Source organism: Kitasatospora sp. NPDC018058 (genome assembly GCF_044327205.1).
GTDB lineage: Bacteria > Actinomycetota > Actinomycetes > Streptomycetales > Streptomycetaceae > Kitasatospora.
This window is the reverse complement of the sequence record NZ_JBIRFA010000010.1, coordinates 237,085-253,285: the sequence shown is the minus strand read 5'-3', so window position 1 is coordinate 253,285 and position 16,201 is coordinate 237,085. Positions and strand designations below refer to the sequence as shown.

Annotated in this window: 14 protein-coding genes; 8 read left to right on the top strand and 6 right to left on the bottom strand. The window is 71.7% G+C overall.

Annotation, left to right across the window (positions count from 1 at the left end):
- Nucleotides 1-87 precede the first annotated feature (87 nt).
- Nucleotides 88-687, top strand: coding sequence for a dephospho-CoA kinase (gene coaE / locus ACH4E7_RS17105; protein ID WP_396249858.1), 600 nt, complete (start codon nucleotides 88-90; stop codon nucleotides 685-687).
- A gap of 92 nt (nucleotides 688-779) precedes the next feature.
- On the opposite strand, the gene ACH4E7_RS17100 is transcribed toward coaE, so the two are convergent.
- Nucleotides 780-1,952, bottom strand: a complete 1,173-nt coding sequence (locus ACH4E7_RS17100; protein WP_396249857.1) for a sensor histidine kinase — start codon at nucleotides 1,950-1,952, stop codon at nucleotides 780-782.
- A gap of 159 nt (nucleotides 1,953-2,111) precedes the next feature.
- Between ACH4E7_RS17100 and ACH4E7_RS17095 the strand changes: the two genes are divergently transcribed.
- Complete coding sequence (locus ACH4E7_RS17095) at nucleotides 2,112-2,651, top strand: GNAT family N-acetyltransferase (protein WP_396249856.1); 540 nt, start codon at nucleotides 2,112-2,114, stop codon at nucleotides 2,649-2,651.
- Nucleotides 2,652-2,658: 7 nt separating this feature from the next.
- Here the strand turns inward: ACH4E7_RS17095 and ACH4E7_RS17090 are convergent, their stop codons facing one another.
- Nucleotides 2,659-3,408 carry a hypothetical protein gene (locus ACH4E7_RS17090; protein WP_396249855.1) on the bottom strand — a complete coding sequence of 250 codons (750 nt, stop codon included), beginning with the start codon at nucleotides 3,406-3,408 and terminating at the stop codon, nucleotides 2,659-2,661.
- Nucleotides 3,409-3,478: 70 nt separating this feature from the next.
- Between ACH4E7_RS17090 and ACH4E7_RS17085 the strand changes: the two genes are divergently transcribed.
- A complete protein-coding gene (locus ACH4E7_RS17085) occupies nucleotides 3,479-4,369 on the top strand; it encodes a LysR family transcriptional regulator (RefSeq protein ID WP_396249854.1) in 891 nt (296 codons plus the stop codon).
- 130 nt (nucleotides 4,370-4,499) lie between these two features.
- On the top strand, nucleotides 4,500-5,051 hold the full coding sequence (locus ACH4E7_RS17080) for a hypothetical protein (RefSeq protein ID WP_396249853.1): 552 nt from the start codon (nucleotides 4,500-4,502) through the stop codon (nucleotides 5,049-5,051).
- An 81-nt stretch (nucleotides 5,052-5,132) separates the two neighbouring features.
- Here the strand turns inward: ACH4E7_RS17080 and ACH4E7_RS17075 are convergent, their stop codons facing one another.
- Together ACH4E7_RS17075 and ACH4E7_RS17070 are read right to left on the bottom strand one after the other, a co-directional pair.
- Entirely contained in the window at nucleotides 5,133-5,933 is an 801-nt protein-coding gene (locus ACH4E7_RS17075; RefSeq protein ID WP_396249852.1) for a hypothetical protein, read from the bottom strand.
- A gap of 646 nt (nucleotides 5,934-6,579) precedes the next feature.
- Nucleotides 6,580-7,842: an alpha/beta hydrolase gene (locus ACH4E7_RS17070; protein ID WP_396249851.1), complete on the bottom strand. Its 1,263-nt coding sequence runs from the start codon at nucleotides 7,840-7,842 to the stop codon at nucleotides 6,580-6,582.
- A 367-nt stretch (nucleotides 7,843-8,209) separates the two neighbouring features.
- On the opposite strand from ACH4E7_RS17070, the gene ACH4E7_RS17065 reads away from it, so the two are divergent.
- On the top strand, nucleotides 8,210-10,864 hold the full coding sequence (locus ACH4E7_RS17065) for a WD40/YVTN/BNR-like repeat-containing protein (protein ID WP_396249850.1): 2,655 nt from the start codon (nucleotides 8,210-8,212) through the stop codon (nucleotides 10,862-10,864).
- Nucleotides 10,865-10,916: 52 nt separating this feature from the next.
- Here ACH4E7_RS17065 and ACH4E7_RS17060 read toward each other — a convergent pair whose 3' ends face one another.
- Entirely contained in the window at nucleotides 10,917-11,906 is a 990-nt protein-coding gene (locus tag ACH4E7_RS17060; RefSeq protein ID WP_396249849.1) for a DUF5937 family protein, read from the bottom strand.
- A 61-nt stretch (nucleotides 11,907-11,967) separates the two neighbouring features.
- Here ACH4E7_RS17060 and ACH4E7_RS17055 point away from each other — a divergent pair, with 61 nt between their 5' ends.
- From ACH4E7_RS17055 to ACH4E7_RS17045, 3 genes are all read left to right on the top strand, one after another.
- Complete coding sequence (locus ACH4E7_RS17055) at nucleotides 11,968-13,227, top strand: MFS transporter (RefSeq protein WP_396249848.1); 1,260 nt, start codon at nucleotides 11,968-11,970, stop codon at nucleotides 13,225-13,227.
- Between the two features lie 364 nt (nucleotides 13,228-13,591).
- On the top strand, nucleotides 13,592-15,121 hold the full coding sequence (locus ACH4E7_RS17050; protein ID WP_396249847.1) for an FAD-binding oxidoreductase: 1,530 nt from the start codon (nucleotides 13,592-13,594) through the stop codon (nucleotides 15,119-15,121).
- A gap of 210 nt (nucleotides 15,122-15,331) precedes the next feature.
- Entirely contained in the window at nucleotides 15,332-15,766 is a 435-nt protein-coding gene (locus ACH4E7_RS17045; protein ID WP_396249846.1) for a VOC family protein, read from the top strand.
- Between the two features lie 82 nt (nucleotides 15,767-15,848).
- Here the strand turns inward: ACH4E7_RS17045 and ACH4E7_RS17040 are convergent, their stop codons facing one another.
- Nucleotides 15,849-16,070 carry a DUF397 domain-containing protein gene (locus tag ACH4E7_RS17040; RefSeq protein ID WP_396249845.1) on the bottom strand — a complete coding sequence of 74 codons (222 nt, stop codon included), beginning with the start codon at nucleotides 16,068-16,070 and terminating at the stop codon, nucleotides 15,849-15,851.
- Between the last annotated feature and the right edge of the window lie 131 nt (nucleotides 16,071-16,201).

Below are 16,201 nucleotides of genomic sequence, written 5' to 3'. Positions count from 1 at the left end.
AGGGTCCAGCGGACGGGCCTGGTCTGGCGGGCCCGGGCTGACGGGTCTGGTCTGACGGGCGTGAACGCCCACCGGTAGCCTGACGCCATGCTGAAGATCGGACTGACGGGTGGCATCGGCGCGGGCAAGAGCGAGGTGTCCCGGCTGTTCGCCGCGCGCGGCGCGGTGATCGTGGACTCCGACCTGATCGCCCGCGAGGTGGTCGCCCCCGGGACGGACGGTCTGGCGGCCGTGGTCGCCGAGTTCGGCCCGCAGGTACTGCGGGAGGACGGCGCCCTGGACCGCCCGGCCCTCGGGGCGATCGTGTTCGCCGACCCGGACCGGCTCCAGGCGCTGAACGCGATCGTCCACCCGCTGGTGCGGGCCCGCTCCGCCGAGCTGGAGGCGGCGGCCGCGCCGGACGCGGTGGTGGTGCACGACGTGCCGCTGCTGACCGAGAACGGGCTGGCGCCGCTGTTCGACCTGGTCGTGGTGGTGGACGCCGCCGACCAGGTGCGGCTGGACCGGCTGGTGTGGCTGCGCGGGATGGCCGAGGAGGAGGCCCGGGCCCGGATGGCCGCGCAGGCCACCCGGGAGGACCGGCTGGCGATCGCGGACCTGGTGATCGACAACGGCGGGCCGCTGGAGGCGCTGTCGGCGCGGGTCGACGAGGTGTGGGCGGAATTGGTGAAGCGCGCCGCCGCGTAGTCTCCGGCGGTGCCGGGGGCTCCGGCGGTGCTGGGGCTCGGACGTCGAGGCTCAGGTCGTGCTGAACGGCAGTCGGGCCCGGACGGCGAGGCTCAGGCCGTGCTGAACGGCAGTCGGGCCCGGACGGCGAAGCCGCCCTCGGGCGTCGGCCCGGCGTGCAGGGTGCCGCCGAGGTCGTCGGCGCGGGTGCGCATCCCGACCAGGCCGTGCCCGCCGGAGGGCAGGCAAGGCAGCGCACCGGCCGTCCCGACGGGGGAGTTGACCACCGCGAGGCGCAGCCCGTCCGGGGTGACCTCGACCGTGACGGTCACCTCGGCGGCCGGGGCGTGCTTGTGGGCGTTGGTCAGCGCCTCCTGGACGATCCGGTAGGCCGCGTACTGCACCGCCGGCCCGGGCGGGGACAGTCCCTCGTCCGGGCCGGTGAGCGTCAGGCCCACCGCCAGCCCGGCCTGCCGGGACTCCTCGACCAGGGTGGGCAGGCCGCGCAGCGAGGGAACCTGCTCGGAGGTCGGGGTCAACACCCCGAGCAGGCCGCGCAGTTCGGTGAGCGCCTGCAGCCCGAGGGTACGGATCAGGCCGAGGGTCTCCCGGACGGCGGCCGGGTCGTCGGCCTGCGCGATCTGCCCGGCGCCGGCGTGCAGGGTGATCAGCGACACCCGGTTGGACACCACGTCGTGCATCTCCCGGGCCAGCCGGGCGCGTTCGGCGGCCGCGGCGCGCTCCTCGGCGTGCTCGCGGGCCTCCACCAGCAGCCGGTTCCGCTCGGCGAGCATGCTCACCGTGCGGGCGCGCTGGTGGGTGGTGAGCCCGAGGGCGAGTGGGACGGCGCCGAAGACCAGCGGGTCCTCGACCAGATTGGCCAGTGCGTCGGGGGTGGTGACGTCTCCGAGGTCGAAGGGGACCAGCAGCCGCAGCTCGGCGAGCGCGGCCAGGACGTACAGCAGCGGCTTGGCGCCGCGCCGCGCGGTCAGCCCGTACAGGGCGACGGCGAGCGGGAGTTGGCCGCTCAGCAGGGTAGCCGCGGTGGTGGCCGCCGGATAGTGGCGGCGGAAGGCGAGGGCGAGGGCGCCGAAGGCCATCAGGCCCGCGTTGACGTGCGGCGAGGTGGTCGGGCCGAAGTCCGGGTCGTGGGCGGCGAGCGGGACGAGGACCAGCAGCACCACGGCGGTCGGTGCGAAGGTCCGGACCGGGCGGGGCAGGCGCAGCGGTGGGCCGGGCAGCGGTGCGGTGAGGTCGACGGCCGGCTGTTCGGTGGGCTGGCGCATGAGGGGAATGCTTCCACACCCGGGGCGGCGCGGGATGATCGTCGGATCGGGCGGTCGGTCGGTGACGGATTCCGGAGCGGAGGCCGGGTCGATCATGTGACCGAACGGGCGGCGGGGAAGGGACTGGAACAGGGTTTACGGGGGAAGGGGCATGGAGTGATGGATGATCGTTTTTCTTCCGAACCGCCGACCGTGGTCCGGCTGGAGCAGTACTCCCGCGCCGAGCAGGAGGAGATCCTCGGCCCCGGCGAGGACCCGTACGGAGTCGCCTACACCGGGCTGACCTACCTGCCCAAGGAGATCCACTTCGGCATCCGGGCCGCCGGCGGCCGGCTCGTCGCCCACACCGGGCTGCTGCCGGTCCCGCTGACCGTCGGCGGCGTCGACCTGGAGGCGATCGGGGTCGGCGGCGTCTGCGTCGCCCCCGACCGGCGCGGCGGCGGCCTCGCGCAGGCCGTGGTCGGGGCTGCCCTCGACCACGGGCGCACGCTCGGCTTCCGGTACGCGCTGTTGTTCTGCCGCCCTCCGCTGACCGCGTTCTACCGGGGGCTCGGCTTCCGCGAGGTGGCGGAGGAGGTGACCGTCGAACAGCCGGAGGGGCGGCTCGCGGTGATGCCGCTGCGCACCATGTGGCGCCCGCTGGCCGAGGGCGCCGGCTGGCCGGAGGGGCCGGTGCGGCTGCGCTCGCTGCCGGTGTGACCGTCGCTCAGGCGAGCGCCTGCCCGGCGCTCGCGGACGCCTCCTCGGTGCGCGCCGCGTGGGCGACGGCGGCCGCGGCCAGGGCGCGGATCATCGGGTGGGCCCGGGTGCCGTCGCCGGACAGCTCGGGCTGGAACAGCGAGGCCAGGAAGAACGGGTGCTCCGGCAGTTCCAGCACCCGGACCTGGCCGGACTCGTCCGCGCCGCTGAAGCGCAGTCCGTGGGCGCGCAGGCGGTCCAGGTAGTCGGCGTTGAGGCCGTAGGCGCAGTGGTAGCGCTCCTGGGTGCGGGTGGCGCCCAGGGCGCGCTCGGCCAGGGTGCCGGGGGTGATCTCGACGGTGCCCTCGTGGCCGACCAGGGAGCAGCTGAGCGGGACGATCACCTGCTGGTCGAGGTCGGGGTGCTCCTCGCCGTGGACGGCGTCGGTGATGCCGCAGACGTCGCGGGCGTACTCCAGCACCGCGTGCTGGAACCCGCCGCAGGTGCCGAGGAAGGGGATGCCGCGCTCGCGGGCGGTGCGGACCGCGGCCAGGGCGCCGGCCTCGTTGCGGTACGGGCTGCCGGGCAGTAGCCAGACGGCGTCGAAGCCGTCGAGCGCGCCGGGCGCTCCGGCGTCCTCGGTGGGGATCCAGTAGGCGTCCAGGACGAGCTGGTCGTGTTCGGCGAGGGCGTCGAGCAGGCCGGGGATGCGGGTGTGCGAGCGGACGGCGGGGGAGCGGTCGCCGACCAGGGCGACCCGCGGGGTCAGGTAGGTCATGCGGCTATCCTGACCCCGAACCCGAGATCAGTGCCAACGATGATTTCTTACCTCTCGATCAGATCGGTTGATGACCGCCGTGGATCCCCAGCAGCTGCGCACCTTTGTGACCGTCGCCCGCCTCGCCTCCTTCTCCGAGGCGGCCCGGGAACTCGGCTACACCCAGTCCGCCGTCTCCCAGCAGATCGCCGCGCTGGAGGCCGACCTCGGCACCGCGCTGCTGGTCCGCCGCCCGGTCGGCCCGACCGAGGCCGGGCGGCGGCTTCTGGAGCACGCGGCTCCGTTGCTGGTCCGGCTGGAGGCGGCGCGCGCCGATGTCGCACGCCTGGCCGGCGCCCCCAGTGCCCGGCTCGTGCTCGGCGCCACCCCGCTGGCGGTCGGGGCGGGACTGGGGCGCGCGCTCGGCGAGGTGCGCCGGGCGTACCCGAGGGTCGAGCTGGTCGTCCGGGTGCTCGCCCAGGACGTGCTGCCGGCCCAGGTCGCCACCGGCGAGGTCGACCTCGCGCTGATCGACGGCCTCGCCGCGCCCAGCGACCCGCTGCCGCTGCCCGAGGTCGGCCCGCTGACCACCGTCGCGGTGGACGAGCAGCCGGTCGCGGTCGCGCTGCCCGTCGGGCATCCGCTGGCCGGCCGGACCGGCGCCGCGCTCGCCGACCTGTCCGCCGCCCGCTGGCTGGACGCCCCCGACCTCACCCCGACCGCGGCCCGGCTGCGCGCGGCGGCCGGGACCGACGGCTTCCGGCCCGCCACCCGCTACCGGGGCACCGACCTGCACGGACTGCTCGCCCTGGTCGCCACCGGGCACGGGCTCACCCTGCTGCCCGAGTCGGTGGTGGCGCAGGCGCCCGGCATCGCCTTCACACGGATTGCCGCGCCCCGGCTGGTGCACCGCACCGAGCTGGTGCACGGCAGCCTGCCGGAGGGGCCGGCGGCGCTGCTGGCGCGACTGCTGGTCGACTGATCCGCGGACGGATGTGGAGGGGTGGTCACCACTCGTTCACGTCCCGGGTCTGACGGTGGTCGCGCGGGCGGTGCTGTCATGGGCACAGTCGCCCGGCGATCGGCCGGGCCGGCCCAGGAGAGCAACCCCCATGATGCTCCGTCAACGTCTCACCGTCGTCGTCGCCGTCGCGGCCGCCCTCACCGCCGCCGGGCTCGCCACCGGTACCGCGCAGGCCGCGACGCACAAGCCGGTCAAGTCCGGCACGCTCGCCGCGAGTTGTTCGCGGGCACACCTGCCGCTGCCCGACCCGTCCTGCACGCCGGGTACGTACAACCCGGCGGTCACCCAGGCGACGATCGGCTCGACCATCTGCGTCTCCGGCTGGACCGCCACCGTGCGCCCGCCGGTCAGCTACACCAACGCGCTGAAGACGCAGCAGATCGCGCAGTACGGCTACTCGGACACCAAGCCGGCGGACTACGAGGAGGACCACTTCGTCCCGCTGGAGCTCGGCGGTGCGCCGCGCGACCCGCGCAACCTGTGGCCCGAGCCGCGCTACGGCAGCCAGCCCGCGCAGAGCAAGGACTCGGTCGAGAACAAGCTCAAGACCGCGGTGTGCGGCCACAGAGTGACCCTGGCGGCCGCCCGCAGCGCGATCGCGAGCGACTGGACCACGGCGCTCAGCCGCCTGGGGCTCTGACCCCGGCGGGCAGAGGAAAAGCCGCCAGGTCCGTCCGGTCCCCTGTGCCGGACGGGCCTGGCGGCCGTCTATGGGGGTACGTCAGTCGCAGCCCGGCAGGGCCTCGCAGAGCGCGGCCGTCATGCCGGTGCCGACGTACTTGTCCTCGGGCGCCTTCCAGGCGTCCTTGGGCTGGGCGCCGGCCTTCGTGGTGGCCCAGACGGACAGCTCGCTGATCGTCCCGCCCGCGTTGGTCACGTACTCGTGCAGGGTGACGGTGGAACCGTCGGGCTGCGGGACCGTTACGGTGGCGGCGAGGAAGGGCGCGTCGTTCGCACTGGTGACCTTCACGGTGGCGCCCGGCGCGGTCTTGGCGCAGTCCTTGACTGCCTCGTCGAGATCGCGCCTGATGGCGCCGACGCTCTGGCCGTTGCCGCTGCTGTGGGTCGGGTCGCCCCAGAAGAAGAGGGTCTGCTGGGCCGTCCAGCGGTCGCCGCCGAAGCCGACCGAGGCCTTGGCCTTGGCGGTGCCGCCGGTGAAGAAGTCTTCCTCGCCCTTGGGGAGCGGGGAGTGGCACAGTTCCATGCCCTTGAAGCCGACCGGTCCGCTGACCGGCTTGGCGTTGGCGGCCAGCGGGGCGTAGTGGTAGGTCTCGTCCATCGGGATGCTCTTGGTGTCCATCCAGGCCTTGGCCGGGATGCCCTTGTCGGTGCCGCCGGTGGGCTTGGCGGTGCTCCCCCCGGTGCTGCCCCCGGTGGGTGCCGCGGTGGGCGCGGCGCCGGTCGGCGCGGGGGTGGCGGTCTTGCCGCCGCCCTCACCGCCGTTGTCCGGGCCGCAGGCGCTCAGGACGCCCACGCAGAGCAGGGCGGCGGTGGCGGAGGTGACCAGTCGAGTGCTGCGCAACTGACGATTCCTCAGGTGTCCGGTGTCGTTGGTCGGGGCCTGGGTCGGAGGCGCTTCGCCCGTCCGTCCTCGCCGACCGGTCGACCCGTGGCTGCGGGCACTCGGCATGGCTGTTCCTCCCCCGTTTCGCGCTGCCGTCCGGCCCCCTGGCTCCGCAGCTCACCGCAGGTCTGAGGGTTGGTCAGAGCGGGTGCTGCGTCGACGGCGGACGAAACTTATGCCACCGGGGCGCCGGGAGCAAAGCGGGATTTCTCCGGGGGATCGGGGGAGTGCGGCAGTTGCAGCGGGCTGGTGGTGAACATGTGTGCGGGCGCGGCGGAAGCGATGGGTGGTGGGAGGGGGCTGTGAGGTTCGCCAGCCCGCGGACGGGCACCGCCCGGCACGGTGGATCTCCGTGCCGGGCGCGCGGTTTGGCGATGGATCGTGTCCGTCCGGAGCGTCGGCCGACGGGTCCGTGAGGCCGGCCGACACCAAGGCTTTCCCCCGGAGGCGGGCGGGTGTGATCCCACCCACGGTTCGTTCCGCAGGGGATGCGGAGGGTTCGCGGATCGCATACGGCCTGTACGGAATCCGGACGGAATCCGGACCGCGCTGTTACGGATGCGGCGGCTGTCGCGGTCGTCGGGCCGGTACGGGCGGGGCGCCGTTACGGGTGGGTGCCCGGGACGCCGAGCTGGGCGGCGAGCCAGGGCAGGGCCTGGGTGAAGGTGGCGGAGCCGGTCTGCCAGGAGTGCTTGCCGGATCCGACGGCGCTGGTGGTGCGGATGCCGTCCTTCTTGGCGGCCGCGTCCAGGGCCTTGGCGGACTCGATCTGGCCGTGCTCCTCGTCGCCCTGGCCGAAGTAGCCGGAGACACCCTGGTACTTGGGGTGGTGGCCGGCGAGCACGGTCAGCGGGTCGTGGGCCGCCCAGGCCGCCGCGTCGCCGCCGTAGAGCTCCTGAATGGTGTGGTCCTTGTCGCCGATGTACGGGCCCTTGTCGCCGGAGAAGTCGCCGAAGTGGGTGAAGACGTTGGGGTGCTCGACGACCAGGTCGAAGGCACAGGTGCCGCCCATGGACCAGCCGGCCACGCCCCACTTGTGGGGGTCGGTGGCGGCGTTGAAGGTCTTCTGGACGAACGGCGGGACGTCCTTGAGCAGGTGGCTCTCGGCGTTGCCGTGCGGGCCGTCCACGCACTCGGTGTCCACCCGGAAGCCGCCGGTGGCATCTACGAAGACCAGGATCGGCGTGAAGCCGTTGTGCTTGGCGGCGAACTCGTCGGCGGTCTTCACCGCGTTGCCGGAGCGGATCCAGTTGTCGGGCGCCGCGAACTCGCCGCCGATCATCTCCAGCACCGGGAGCTTGGGCCGGTTCTGGCTGCGGAACCAGGCCGGCGGCAGGTAGACCAGCTCCTGGCGGTGGGTGAAGCCGCTCGCGGTGTCCGGTATGTCGACCTGGACGATGCGGCCGGTCTTGGTCTTGCCGTGGATCGAGGCGAGTTGGGCCAGGGTGATCTGGTCCGGCAGCGGCTCGCCGCTGAGCTCGCCGACCGCGTCGTTGATCGTCGGGTAGTAGCCGGTGGCGATGTTCACGCTGTTCGCGGCGCAGAACAGCGCGAGGAGGGCGGTCGGAGCCACCAGCGCCCGCCGCCACCACTTCGCGCTGCGCCAGCCGAAGCCCAGCACGCTGAACGCCGCGATCGCCACCCCGCTCCACAGCCACACCCCGAACGGGATCGGATCGGTGATCCCGGCCAGGGTGAGCACGCCGACGGCGACGACCGCGGTGACCGCCAACGCCGTGCCGAGCGCGATCGGGCCCCACTTGCGCTGCCAGGTCCGGTCCCGCCAGCCCACCGCGGTCAGGAACAGGGCGAGGGCTGCGGCCTGGACCGTCCAGGGGAACCAGCCGTCGAGCAGGGAGACGTTCATGCGCGGAGGCTAGGGCCGGGAGATGAGAGGGCGGTGAGAGGCTGGGAGGCCGCTGGGCGCCGGCTGGGAGGCTGCTGGGGGCGCCCGGCGTCACGGCGGAGCCAAAGGGCGGAGGCTTTTCTCCGCCGTTTCTCCATTCACTGAATCGCCGACTTGAAACGGGCGGAAATTCGGGCCAAAACCATGAGACTCCAAGGCTGTTGACGGAGATCACCCAGGTGTAGGGTGCCGCCCGCTCCACCTCCAGTTCCCGCCCTCCACGATCGGTGGGGGCGGTCCCCCCGACGGACCGGAGACTTCATGGGCTCCCCCCCGCAGAGCGCGCCGCGGTAGAACCCGCGCCGCGCTGATATCCGCCGCGCTGATCGTGACGGCGGGCACCACCGCCGCGTGGGGCGACACCGTCGCCACCACGTCCGGCTCCAGCAGCACCGGCACCAGCCCGAACCACCGCCAGGCCGGAGAGGACTCCGGCGAACTGATGGACTCCATGCAGTCCTTCAACGACCCCCGGGTCTCCCCGGGCGGCACCGTCACCGCCGGCGCCTACCGGGCCGCCTGGCAGCACGTGCTCGGCATGCCGGTACGGCAGGCCGGCTACACCGAGGTCACCACCCAGCCGTACAACGGCGACGCGCTGCACTACCGGGACCACAACGTCTCCAACGGCGGCGCCGGCGGCGGCTACAACACCGGCCGGATCGCCGCCCTGGCCGCCGACCCGAACCACCCCGGCGTGGTGTACGCGGGCGGCGCCGGCGGCGGCGTGTTCCGCTCCACCGACGACGGCGCCACCTGGACCCCGATCGCCGACCACCTGCCCTCGCTCTCGGTCGGCTCGCTCGCCGTCGCCCCCGACGGCGCCCTGTGGCTCGGCACCGGCGAGGCCACCACCGCCTTCGACAACTACCTCGGTACCGGCGTCTACCGGCTCGCCGACCCCAGCCGGGCGAGCTTCAGCCAGTCCGACGCGCTCGGCGGCGGCGAACTCGACAACAGCTCCATCCACGCGCTGCGCTTCGACACCGAGGCCGGCTACGCCTTCGCCGCCACCTCGCACGGCGTCTACCGGCGCGCGCTCGGCGCCGCCCAGGGCGACGCCTGGCAGAAGGTGCTCGCCCCGTGCGCGGGCGTTGGCTCCAACGTCGCCTGTGGTACCAGCAGTTACTACGCGGACATCGCCAACGACCTGGTGGTGCAGCCGGGTTCGGGCGGCAAGAGACTGGTCGCCAACCTCGCCTGGCGCGGCGGCGCGACGTACAACGGCTTCTACTACTCCGACGACGCCGGCACCACCTGGCACACCGCCAACCCGCAGGGCGGGATCAACCCGGGCGACATCGGCAACACGACCTTCGCGTACTCCGCCGACGGCAGCAAGCTGTACGTGGTGGTCGAGTCGCCGACGCTGTACAACAAGAACCCCGGGGCCAAGGCGCCGCAGACCGTGCTCGGCGGCGTGTACGTCAGCAACAGCGGCGACATCAACGGCCCGTTCACCCAGATCGCCGACAGCAGCAAGCTGGCCAACAGCGGTTCGGCGATGAAGCTGTCGGTGATGGGGCCGGGGTACCAGCCCGGTGTGCAGTCCTGGTACGACCAGTCCCTGGCCGTCGACCCGACCGACCCCGACCACCTGTACCTGGGGCTGGAGGAGCTGTACGAGACCCGCAACGGCGGATCGTCGTGGAGTACGGTCGGCCGCTACTGGAACCTGGGGCTCAACTGCTTCAGCTACGTCGCCGCGCAGAACAGCTGCGACGGCAACGTGATGCACTCCGACCAGCACGCACTCGCCTTCTCCGCCTGGGCGGGGAAGGCCCCCGAGGTGTACGCGGGCAACGACGGAGGCGTGTACGCCCGGCCGACCACCCAGACCGCGCCCGGCTGGCGCAACCTCAACGCGAGCGGCACGCTGCGCACGCTGCAGTACTACTCGGTGGGCGCGGGCGCGCTGCCGGGTGGGGGCGAGGCCGTGTGGGGCGGGCTGCAGGACAACGGGGTGTCGATCTCGGTGCCCAAGGGCGCCACGTACTCGTACACCTACCCGGGTTCGAGTGCTCCCGTGACCGAACAGCTCAACGCGGTCGGGGAGATGGGCCAGCCGTTCGGCGGTGACGGCGGTGACCAGCTGGTCAACCCGGCCAACGGCTGCCAGACGGTGGGCGAGTACACCAACCTGGCGATGTCGGTGACCGACAACTGCGGCTACACGGCGAACGACGACGGTACGCCGTCGGCCATCACCTCGATCAGTCCGAACGACCCCAACGCGCGGTTCATCGCACCGTTCGGGGCGGACGCCAAGGACCCCGGCTACTGGGTGGCCGGTGGCGAGTACATCTACGCCAACACCAAGACCTGGCAGAGCACTTCGGGCTCCGACTGGCAGAAGCTGGCCGACAGCGGCGCCGGGCACTCGGTCACGGCCGTCAAGTCGCAGCTGGACCCGTCCGGGAACCATGTGGTGTGGGCGGCCTGGTGCGGCGCCTGCAACCCGGGGGGCGCCTTCGCCCGGGGCATCATGACCAACTACGGCGGAAACTGGCACCAGTTGACGCTGCCGGCGGACTTCCCGGTGCGCTACATCCAGGACATCGCCATCGACCCGTCGGACGCGAGCGGCAAGACCGTGTACGCGGCGCTGTCCGGCTTCTCCCGGCACTGGAACGTCGGCCCGGGCGCCGGCTACGGCCACCTGTGGCGGACTTCGGACGGTGGCGCGACCTGGCAGGACGTCAGCGGCGCAGACGGCGCCGCCGACCAGCTGGTGGACGCCTCGGCCAACCGGGTGCTGTTCGCCCCGGACGGGACGCTGATGGTGGCCACCGACCTCGGCGTGTTCACCGACGACGTGAAGGCGGACGGCCTCGGCCACTGGAAGCGGCTGGGGACGGCCGACCCGACGGCAGCCGGCAACCTGCCGACGTCGGCGGCGGTCTACCTGACGCCCAGCCCGGACGGGACATCGGTGTACGTCGCCACGCACGGACGCGGGATCTGGAAGACCCCGATGCCGTAGGCGAGCCGGGTTCGTGTGCTGAGCCGGGGGCGGTCGGCGGACCGCCCCCGGCTCAGTCGTACAGGGCCTGGCCCCTGGCCGTTCGGGCGTAGAGCACGACCCGGCCGGTCCGGTGGGGTGCGACCAGACCGGCCCTGGCGAGCTTGTGCAGTTGGGTGGACACCCCGCCGGGGGCCAGCCCGGTCCGGTTGGCGAGCTCCACGGTGCCGGCCGGGATCTCCAGGAGGCCGAGCAGCAGAGCCCGGGTGACGCCGAGCGCCGCGCCCAAGTCGGCGGCGTCGGCGCGGGACTCCCACAGGGTCCCGATGCCGCGGACGGGGTAGCGGATCACGGGCACCCAGGGCGCCGCGGTCTTGACGTAGAGCTTCGGCCACGCGAACGCCGACGGCACCAGGACGAGGCCGCGACCGTCCAGTGAGCGGTGCGGATCGGCCGGGTCCGATCGCCGGTTGGCGATTCGCAGCGTGCCGGTGGCCGGGTCGAAGGCCAGGTCGGGGTGGATGTCGGCGAACATCGCCGCCGGTCCGCGCTCGGTGAGGGAACGGGCGCGGTAGTGGATGTCGGATTCGAGCAGGGCCCGGACCCTCGGCCAGGCCGGCGCCAGGGTGCGCCGCCAGTACCCGTGCAGGTCGGTGATGATCCGGTCCAACTCGCGTCGGGGTGCGCGCGCCAGGGGTGTCAGGCTGCCCGGTCGGTTCGTGCCGAACACCTCGGCCAGGTCGCGGCGGATGACCTCGGCGGGGGTGCGGCGCACCTCGTCGAGCTCGTCGTCGAGGGTGGTCAAGGGCGACAGCGGGGTGGGCGCGAGGAACCCGGGGAGGTGGCCCTGCGGGCCGGCGGTGAGGTCGCGTGCCGCCGCCGCCCGGGGTGCGGTGAGCAGCGGGTCGTGGCGGTGCTCGGACAGCCACGGCATGTGGATCGCGCGGCTCGCCGGCCGGGTCAGCGTCCTGACGGAGGCCAGTAGCTCCCAGGCCGGGGAGACGGCCCAGCGCAACTGGCTCAGGTCGGCTGTGCCCAGGGAGAGGGTGAGCGTGAACGGCACGAGGATTCACCCTAGCGTGAATCCGTTGAGGCGACTCTCGAACTGCCCGAGGCTTCCTGCCATGACGCAGACGCAGACGCAGACCATCACGGCGGCACCGCCCGTTGTCACTCCACAGGACCGCACCCGCTACCTCACGGCGTCCGGAGTCGCGTTGTGGGGCGCCCAGGTCGGCCAGGTGGCCGTTCCGCTGACGGCGGTCACCGTGCTGCACACGGGGGCATCGGGGACGGCCCTGCTGAGGACGGCGCTGACCCTGCCCTTCGTACTCCTCGGGCTGCCGGTCGGCGCCTGGCTGGACCGGGTGCGGCGCCGTCCGGTCATGATCGGCGCGGACCTGGTGCGGGCGGCCGCGTTGGTCACCGTGCCGGTCGCGGCCTGGTCGGGGTGCTCGAGCATGGTCCACCTGCTGGTCGTCGTGGTGGTGCAGGGCGTGGCGACGGTGTTCTTCGACCTGGCCACCCAGAGCCTCGTCAAGGACCTGGCCCCGGGCTCCCTGCTCGCCCGCACCAACGCCCGGCTGGCCACCATCACCCAGACCGCGCTCATCGGAGCGCCGGCGCTGGCCGGGTGGGCGGCCGGGATGCTCAGCGCGCCCACGGTGCTGCTGGTGATGGCTGCGGGATACCTGTGGTCCGCAGCCTGGCTGTCCACGCTCGGGGTGCGCGAGCACCCGGCCGGTGGGGTCGTGCGGCGCCACCTCCTGCACGAGATCGCCGAGGGCGTCGCCTTCGTCGCCCGCCAGCCCGTGCTGCGCACCGTGACCATCGCCGGCTCCATGGTCAACATCGGCACCGCCGGGGTGATGACGCTGCTCCCGGTGCTCGCGCTCACCGAACTCGGTTGGAGCGAAGGGGAACTGGGCTCGTTCCTCGGCGCCGGAGGCGTCGGCGGTCTGCTCGGCGCGCTGTTCGCCGTCAGGCTCGCCGACCGGCTCGGCGCGGGCCGCGCCGCCCTGCTCGTCGGGGTCCTGGTCGCGCCCCTGGTCGTCGCCATCCCCCTGCTCGGCCGACCTGTCCCTGGCCCGGTCGCGGCCGTCGGCTGGGCCCTGGTCCTGCTCAAGGTCGGCTTCGACTCCGTCCTGATGATGACCTTCCGCCAGCAGGTCACCCCCGCCGGGCTGCTCGCCCGCGTCAACGGCACCATGCGCGTCCTCTTCACCGGCGCCACGGCCCTCGGCGCGGCAACGGCCGGTGTCCTGGCCGCGACCGTCGGCACCCGGTGGGCCCTGGCAGCGTCGGCCACCTGCCTGGCCTGCGTGTGGATCCCGATCGCCCTCTCGCCGGTCCGGCGGATGACGGTGCTCGGGACGCACACCTGAGGGATCAGGCTGTGTACTTCTCGTGCGGGACGGCTCGCTCCCACACCGTCTCGAACTGCCGCGACCCGCGAACTCGCGTGATCACGAAGACTTTGAAACACCCCGGCCCGTGACGGCCTTTCATTCCGACGAAATAATTATCGGCGCGGTGGTAATTCTGTCGCGACTTCGGCGACTTCGATGCGCATGCTGGCCTGCGGATGTCATTTTTTCATCATGTCGCCATCATTTCCCAATGCGCGTGTCGGGCGACACTGTGCGGGCATTCCTGTTAATCTCCGGGCCCTGGGAATTGTCCACGAAGGACTGAACTGCCATCCAGTGGACTGGATTTGCCTCGTATCCCGTTGAGAGGAAACGGACCATGAGCGATTTTTCTCGTCGCGGCCTGCTCAAGGCGACGGCAGCCGCTGGTGTCGGCGCGGTCGTCGTACCGGGCACTACGGCCGTAGGCGCCCCGGGAGCGAGCGCGGCGGCCAAGGGGACCGCGGCGGTCAAAGGGCCGGAGGGTGGGAAGTGCCCGCCGGCCCAGCTGACCGGCCGCATCGTCCGCCCCGGCGACCCCGGCTTCACGGATGCGAGGCTCGGCTGGGACCAGCTCTTCTCTCACTATCCACTGGTCATCGTCTTCGCCCAGAACACCCAGGACGTGGTCAACGCCCTCACATGGGCACGGCAGAACGACGTCGCACTGCGGGTGCGGAGTGGCCGCCACGCCCTTGAGGGCTGGTCGAACGTGGACAACGGCATCGTGATCGACATCAGCGAGTTGAAGTCGGTCAACATCGACACCGCCTCTCGTATCGCGACGGTCGGCGCCGGGCTCAACCAGTTGGAAGCCGTGACCACGCTCGCGAAGCAGGACCTCGCGGTGACGACGGGAACGGAGGGCAGCGTAGGCCTGTCCGGTGCGACGCTCGGCGGCGGCCTCGGCTTCCTCACCCGCTATCTCGGCATGGCCTGCGACAGCCTTGTGGAGGCTGAGATCGTCGTTGCGGAGGGAGCCGAGTGCGCCCGGGTGGTCAAGGCATCCTTGAGTGACAACGAAGACCTGCTCTGGGCGCTCCGCGGGGCGGGAAACGGCAACTTCGGGATCGTCACGTCGCTCACCTACCAGACGGCTCCGCTGAAGTTCGTCACCTATCTGCAGGCGACGTGGGACGGCCTCGGGGACCTGCAAGGGGTCTTCGAGGCGTGGCAGAGTACGGGACCGACCACCGACGACCGCCTCGGAACCCAGCTCGAGATCCACAGGAACCAGATCCTGCTGTTCGCGGTTCTCGCCGAGGGAACGCCGGAAGAGGCGAAGAAGCTGCTGGCCCCGATCCTGTCGGTCGGCAGCCCGAAGGTCTCGACGCAGGTGGGCAACTGGGGCGACGTATATACGGGATTCCAGATCCCCACTGCGGCCGAGCCCGCGAACTGGAAGTTCTTCTCGCAGTTCGCTTGCGAGCCGTTCCCGAAGGAAGCGATCAGCGTGATCGGTTCGTTCATGCAGAACGCCCCGACGGATGACAGCAACTACTTCACCCAGGCATTCGGAGGGGCGGTCAGGAGGAGCCCCCGCGGCGGCACTGCGTTCCCGCATCGCGACGCGCTCTTCTACGGCGAGATCGGTGCCGGCTGGGGGACTCGTGGAACACAACCAGGCGTCTGCGACCCGCTCACCCCGCAGGCCCAGACATGGACTGCCGAGTTCAGCCAGGCGATGCGGCCCTATGTGAACGGCGCCTACGTCAACGTGCCGAACGTCGGAATGCAGAACTGGGAAACCGCTTACTGGGGAGACAACTTCGACCGGCTGCGTGAGATCAAGGCGAAGTACGACCCCCACAACGTCTTCCAGTACGAGCAGAGCATCCCGCCCGCGTCACGCGGGCACGAGCACTCGTGACCTGCGTCAGCGTGGAGGCCGTCGCGGATCGCCCGCCACCTGCGACCGACTGACGGTACATCGAAGCTCCGGTGCAGCGAGGAGACCTGGGAAGGTCACCCCGTTCAACCGGAGCTTCGATGCGTCCGTACCGGCAAGGGCCGTCCTCGCGTCAACATGCGGATCCCTAGCGGGAGATGGGCAACAGGGCCCCGCTGCTAGGGTGGCCGGATGGCATCGATCAAGCAGTTCCAAGTCACCTTCGACTGCGCGGACCCTGAGCGCGTCGCCCGCTTCTGGTGCGAGGTGTTGGGGTACGTCGTACCGCCGGCACCGAAGGGTTTTGCCACCTGGGACGATTTCAATCGCTCGCTGCCGCCTGAGCGTCAGGGTGCGGCGTTCGTCTGCATGGATCCTTCGGGTGTGGGCCCGCGGATGTACTTCCAGCGTGTTCCCGAGGGCAAGGTCGTCAAGAATCGGGTGCACCTGGACGTGCGGGTCGGCACCGGGCTCGTGGGTGAAGAGCGCCTGGCCACGCTTCAGACCGAGTGCGAGCGACTGGTCGCGCTCGGCGCGGTATGCGTGCAGGTGCTGCATGCCGATGGCGTCAATGAGTCGTGCATCGCGATGCAGGACATCGAGGGCAACGAGTTCTGTCTCGACTGAGAATCCTCCGAGACGGCGAGGTGGGGAGCCGTCAGGCCGGGCGCCCCCGCGTGGCAGGCGGGGCCGCCCGGTGGAGAGTGCGTCAGCGGTTGGTCGGGAAGTCGTCGGAGCGGATGCCGGCGATGAAGGAGTGCCAGGCCTCGGGGGTGAAGCTGAGGGCCGGGCCGTGGGGGTCCTTGCTGTCGCGGACCGGGACAAGACCGGTAACGCCATCGGCTACTTCGACGCAGTTGTCGTTCGGGTTGCTGGCAGTTGCCTTCTTCCACTGCACGGGAAGTGCGGAGGCGACATGGAAGTGGGTCACTTGAGCGTGTCTCTCTTCTGTGTGATGAGGTTGCGCGACTCGTCGAGGGACAAGGCGGTTGCCATGATTTCGTCGAACGCCGCCCGATAGATGTCGACTTGGTCCGGATCCTCCACCCAGTTGCTGCTGAG

Bases quoted from the DNA above. Each gene is read 5' to 3' on its own strand.
- coaE (WP_396249858.1), top strand. From the start codon at position 88: ATGCTGAAGATCGGACTGACGGGTGGCATCGGCGCGGGCAAGAGCGAG.
- ACH4E7_RS17100 (WP_396249857.1), bottom strand. From the start codon at position 1,952: ATGCGCCAGCCCACCGAACAGCCGGCCGTCGACCTCACCGCACCGCTG.
- ACH4E7_RS17095 (WP_396249856.1), top strand. From the start codon at position 2,112: ATGGATGATCGTTTTTCTTCCGAACCGCCGACCGTGGTCCGGCTGGAG.
- ACH4E7_RS17090 (WP_396249855.1), bottom strand. From the start codon at position 3,408: ATGACCTACCTGACCCCGCGGGTCGCCCTGGTCGGCGACCGCTCCCCC.
- ACH4E7_RS17085 (WP_396249854.1), top strand. From the start codon at position 3,479: ATGACCGCCGTGGATCCCCAGCAGCTGCGCACCTTTGTGACCGTCGCC.
- ACH4E7_RS17080 (WP_396249853.1), top strand. From the start codon at position 4,500: ATGATGCTCCGTCAACGTCTCACCGTCGTCGTCGCCGTCGCGGCCGCC.
- ACH4E7_RS17070 (WP_396249851.1), bottom strand. From the start codon at position 7,842: ATGAACGTCTCCCTGCTCGACGGCTGGTTCCCCTGGACGGTCCAGGCC.
- ACH4E7_RS17055 (WP_396249848.1), top strand. From the start codon at position 11,968: ATGACGCAGACGCAGACGCAGACCATCACGGCGGCACCGCCCGTTGTC.
- ACH4E7_RS17050 (WP_396249847.1), top strand. From the start codon at position 13,592: ATGAGCGATTTTTCTCGTCGCGGCCTGCTCAAGGCGACGGCAGCCGCT.
- ACH4E7_RS17045 (WP_396249846.1), top strand. From the start codon at position 15,332: ATGGCATCGATCAAGCAGTTCCAAGTCACCTTCGACTGCGCGGACCCT.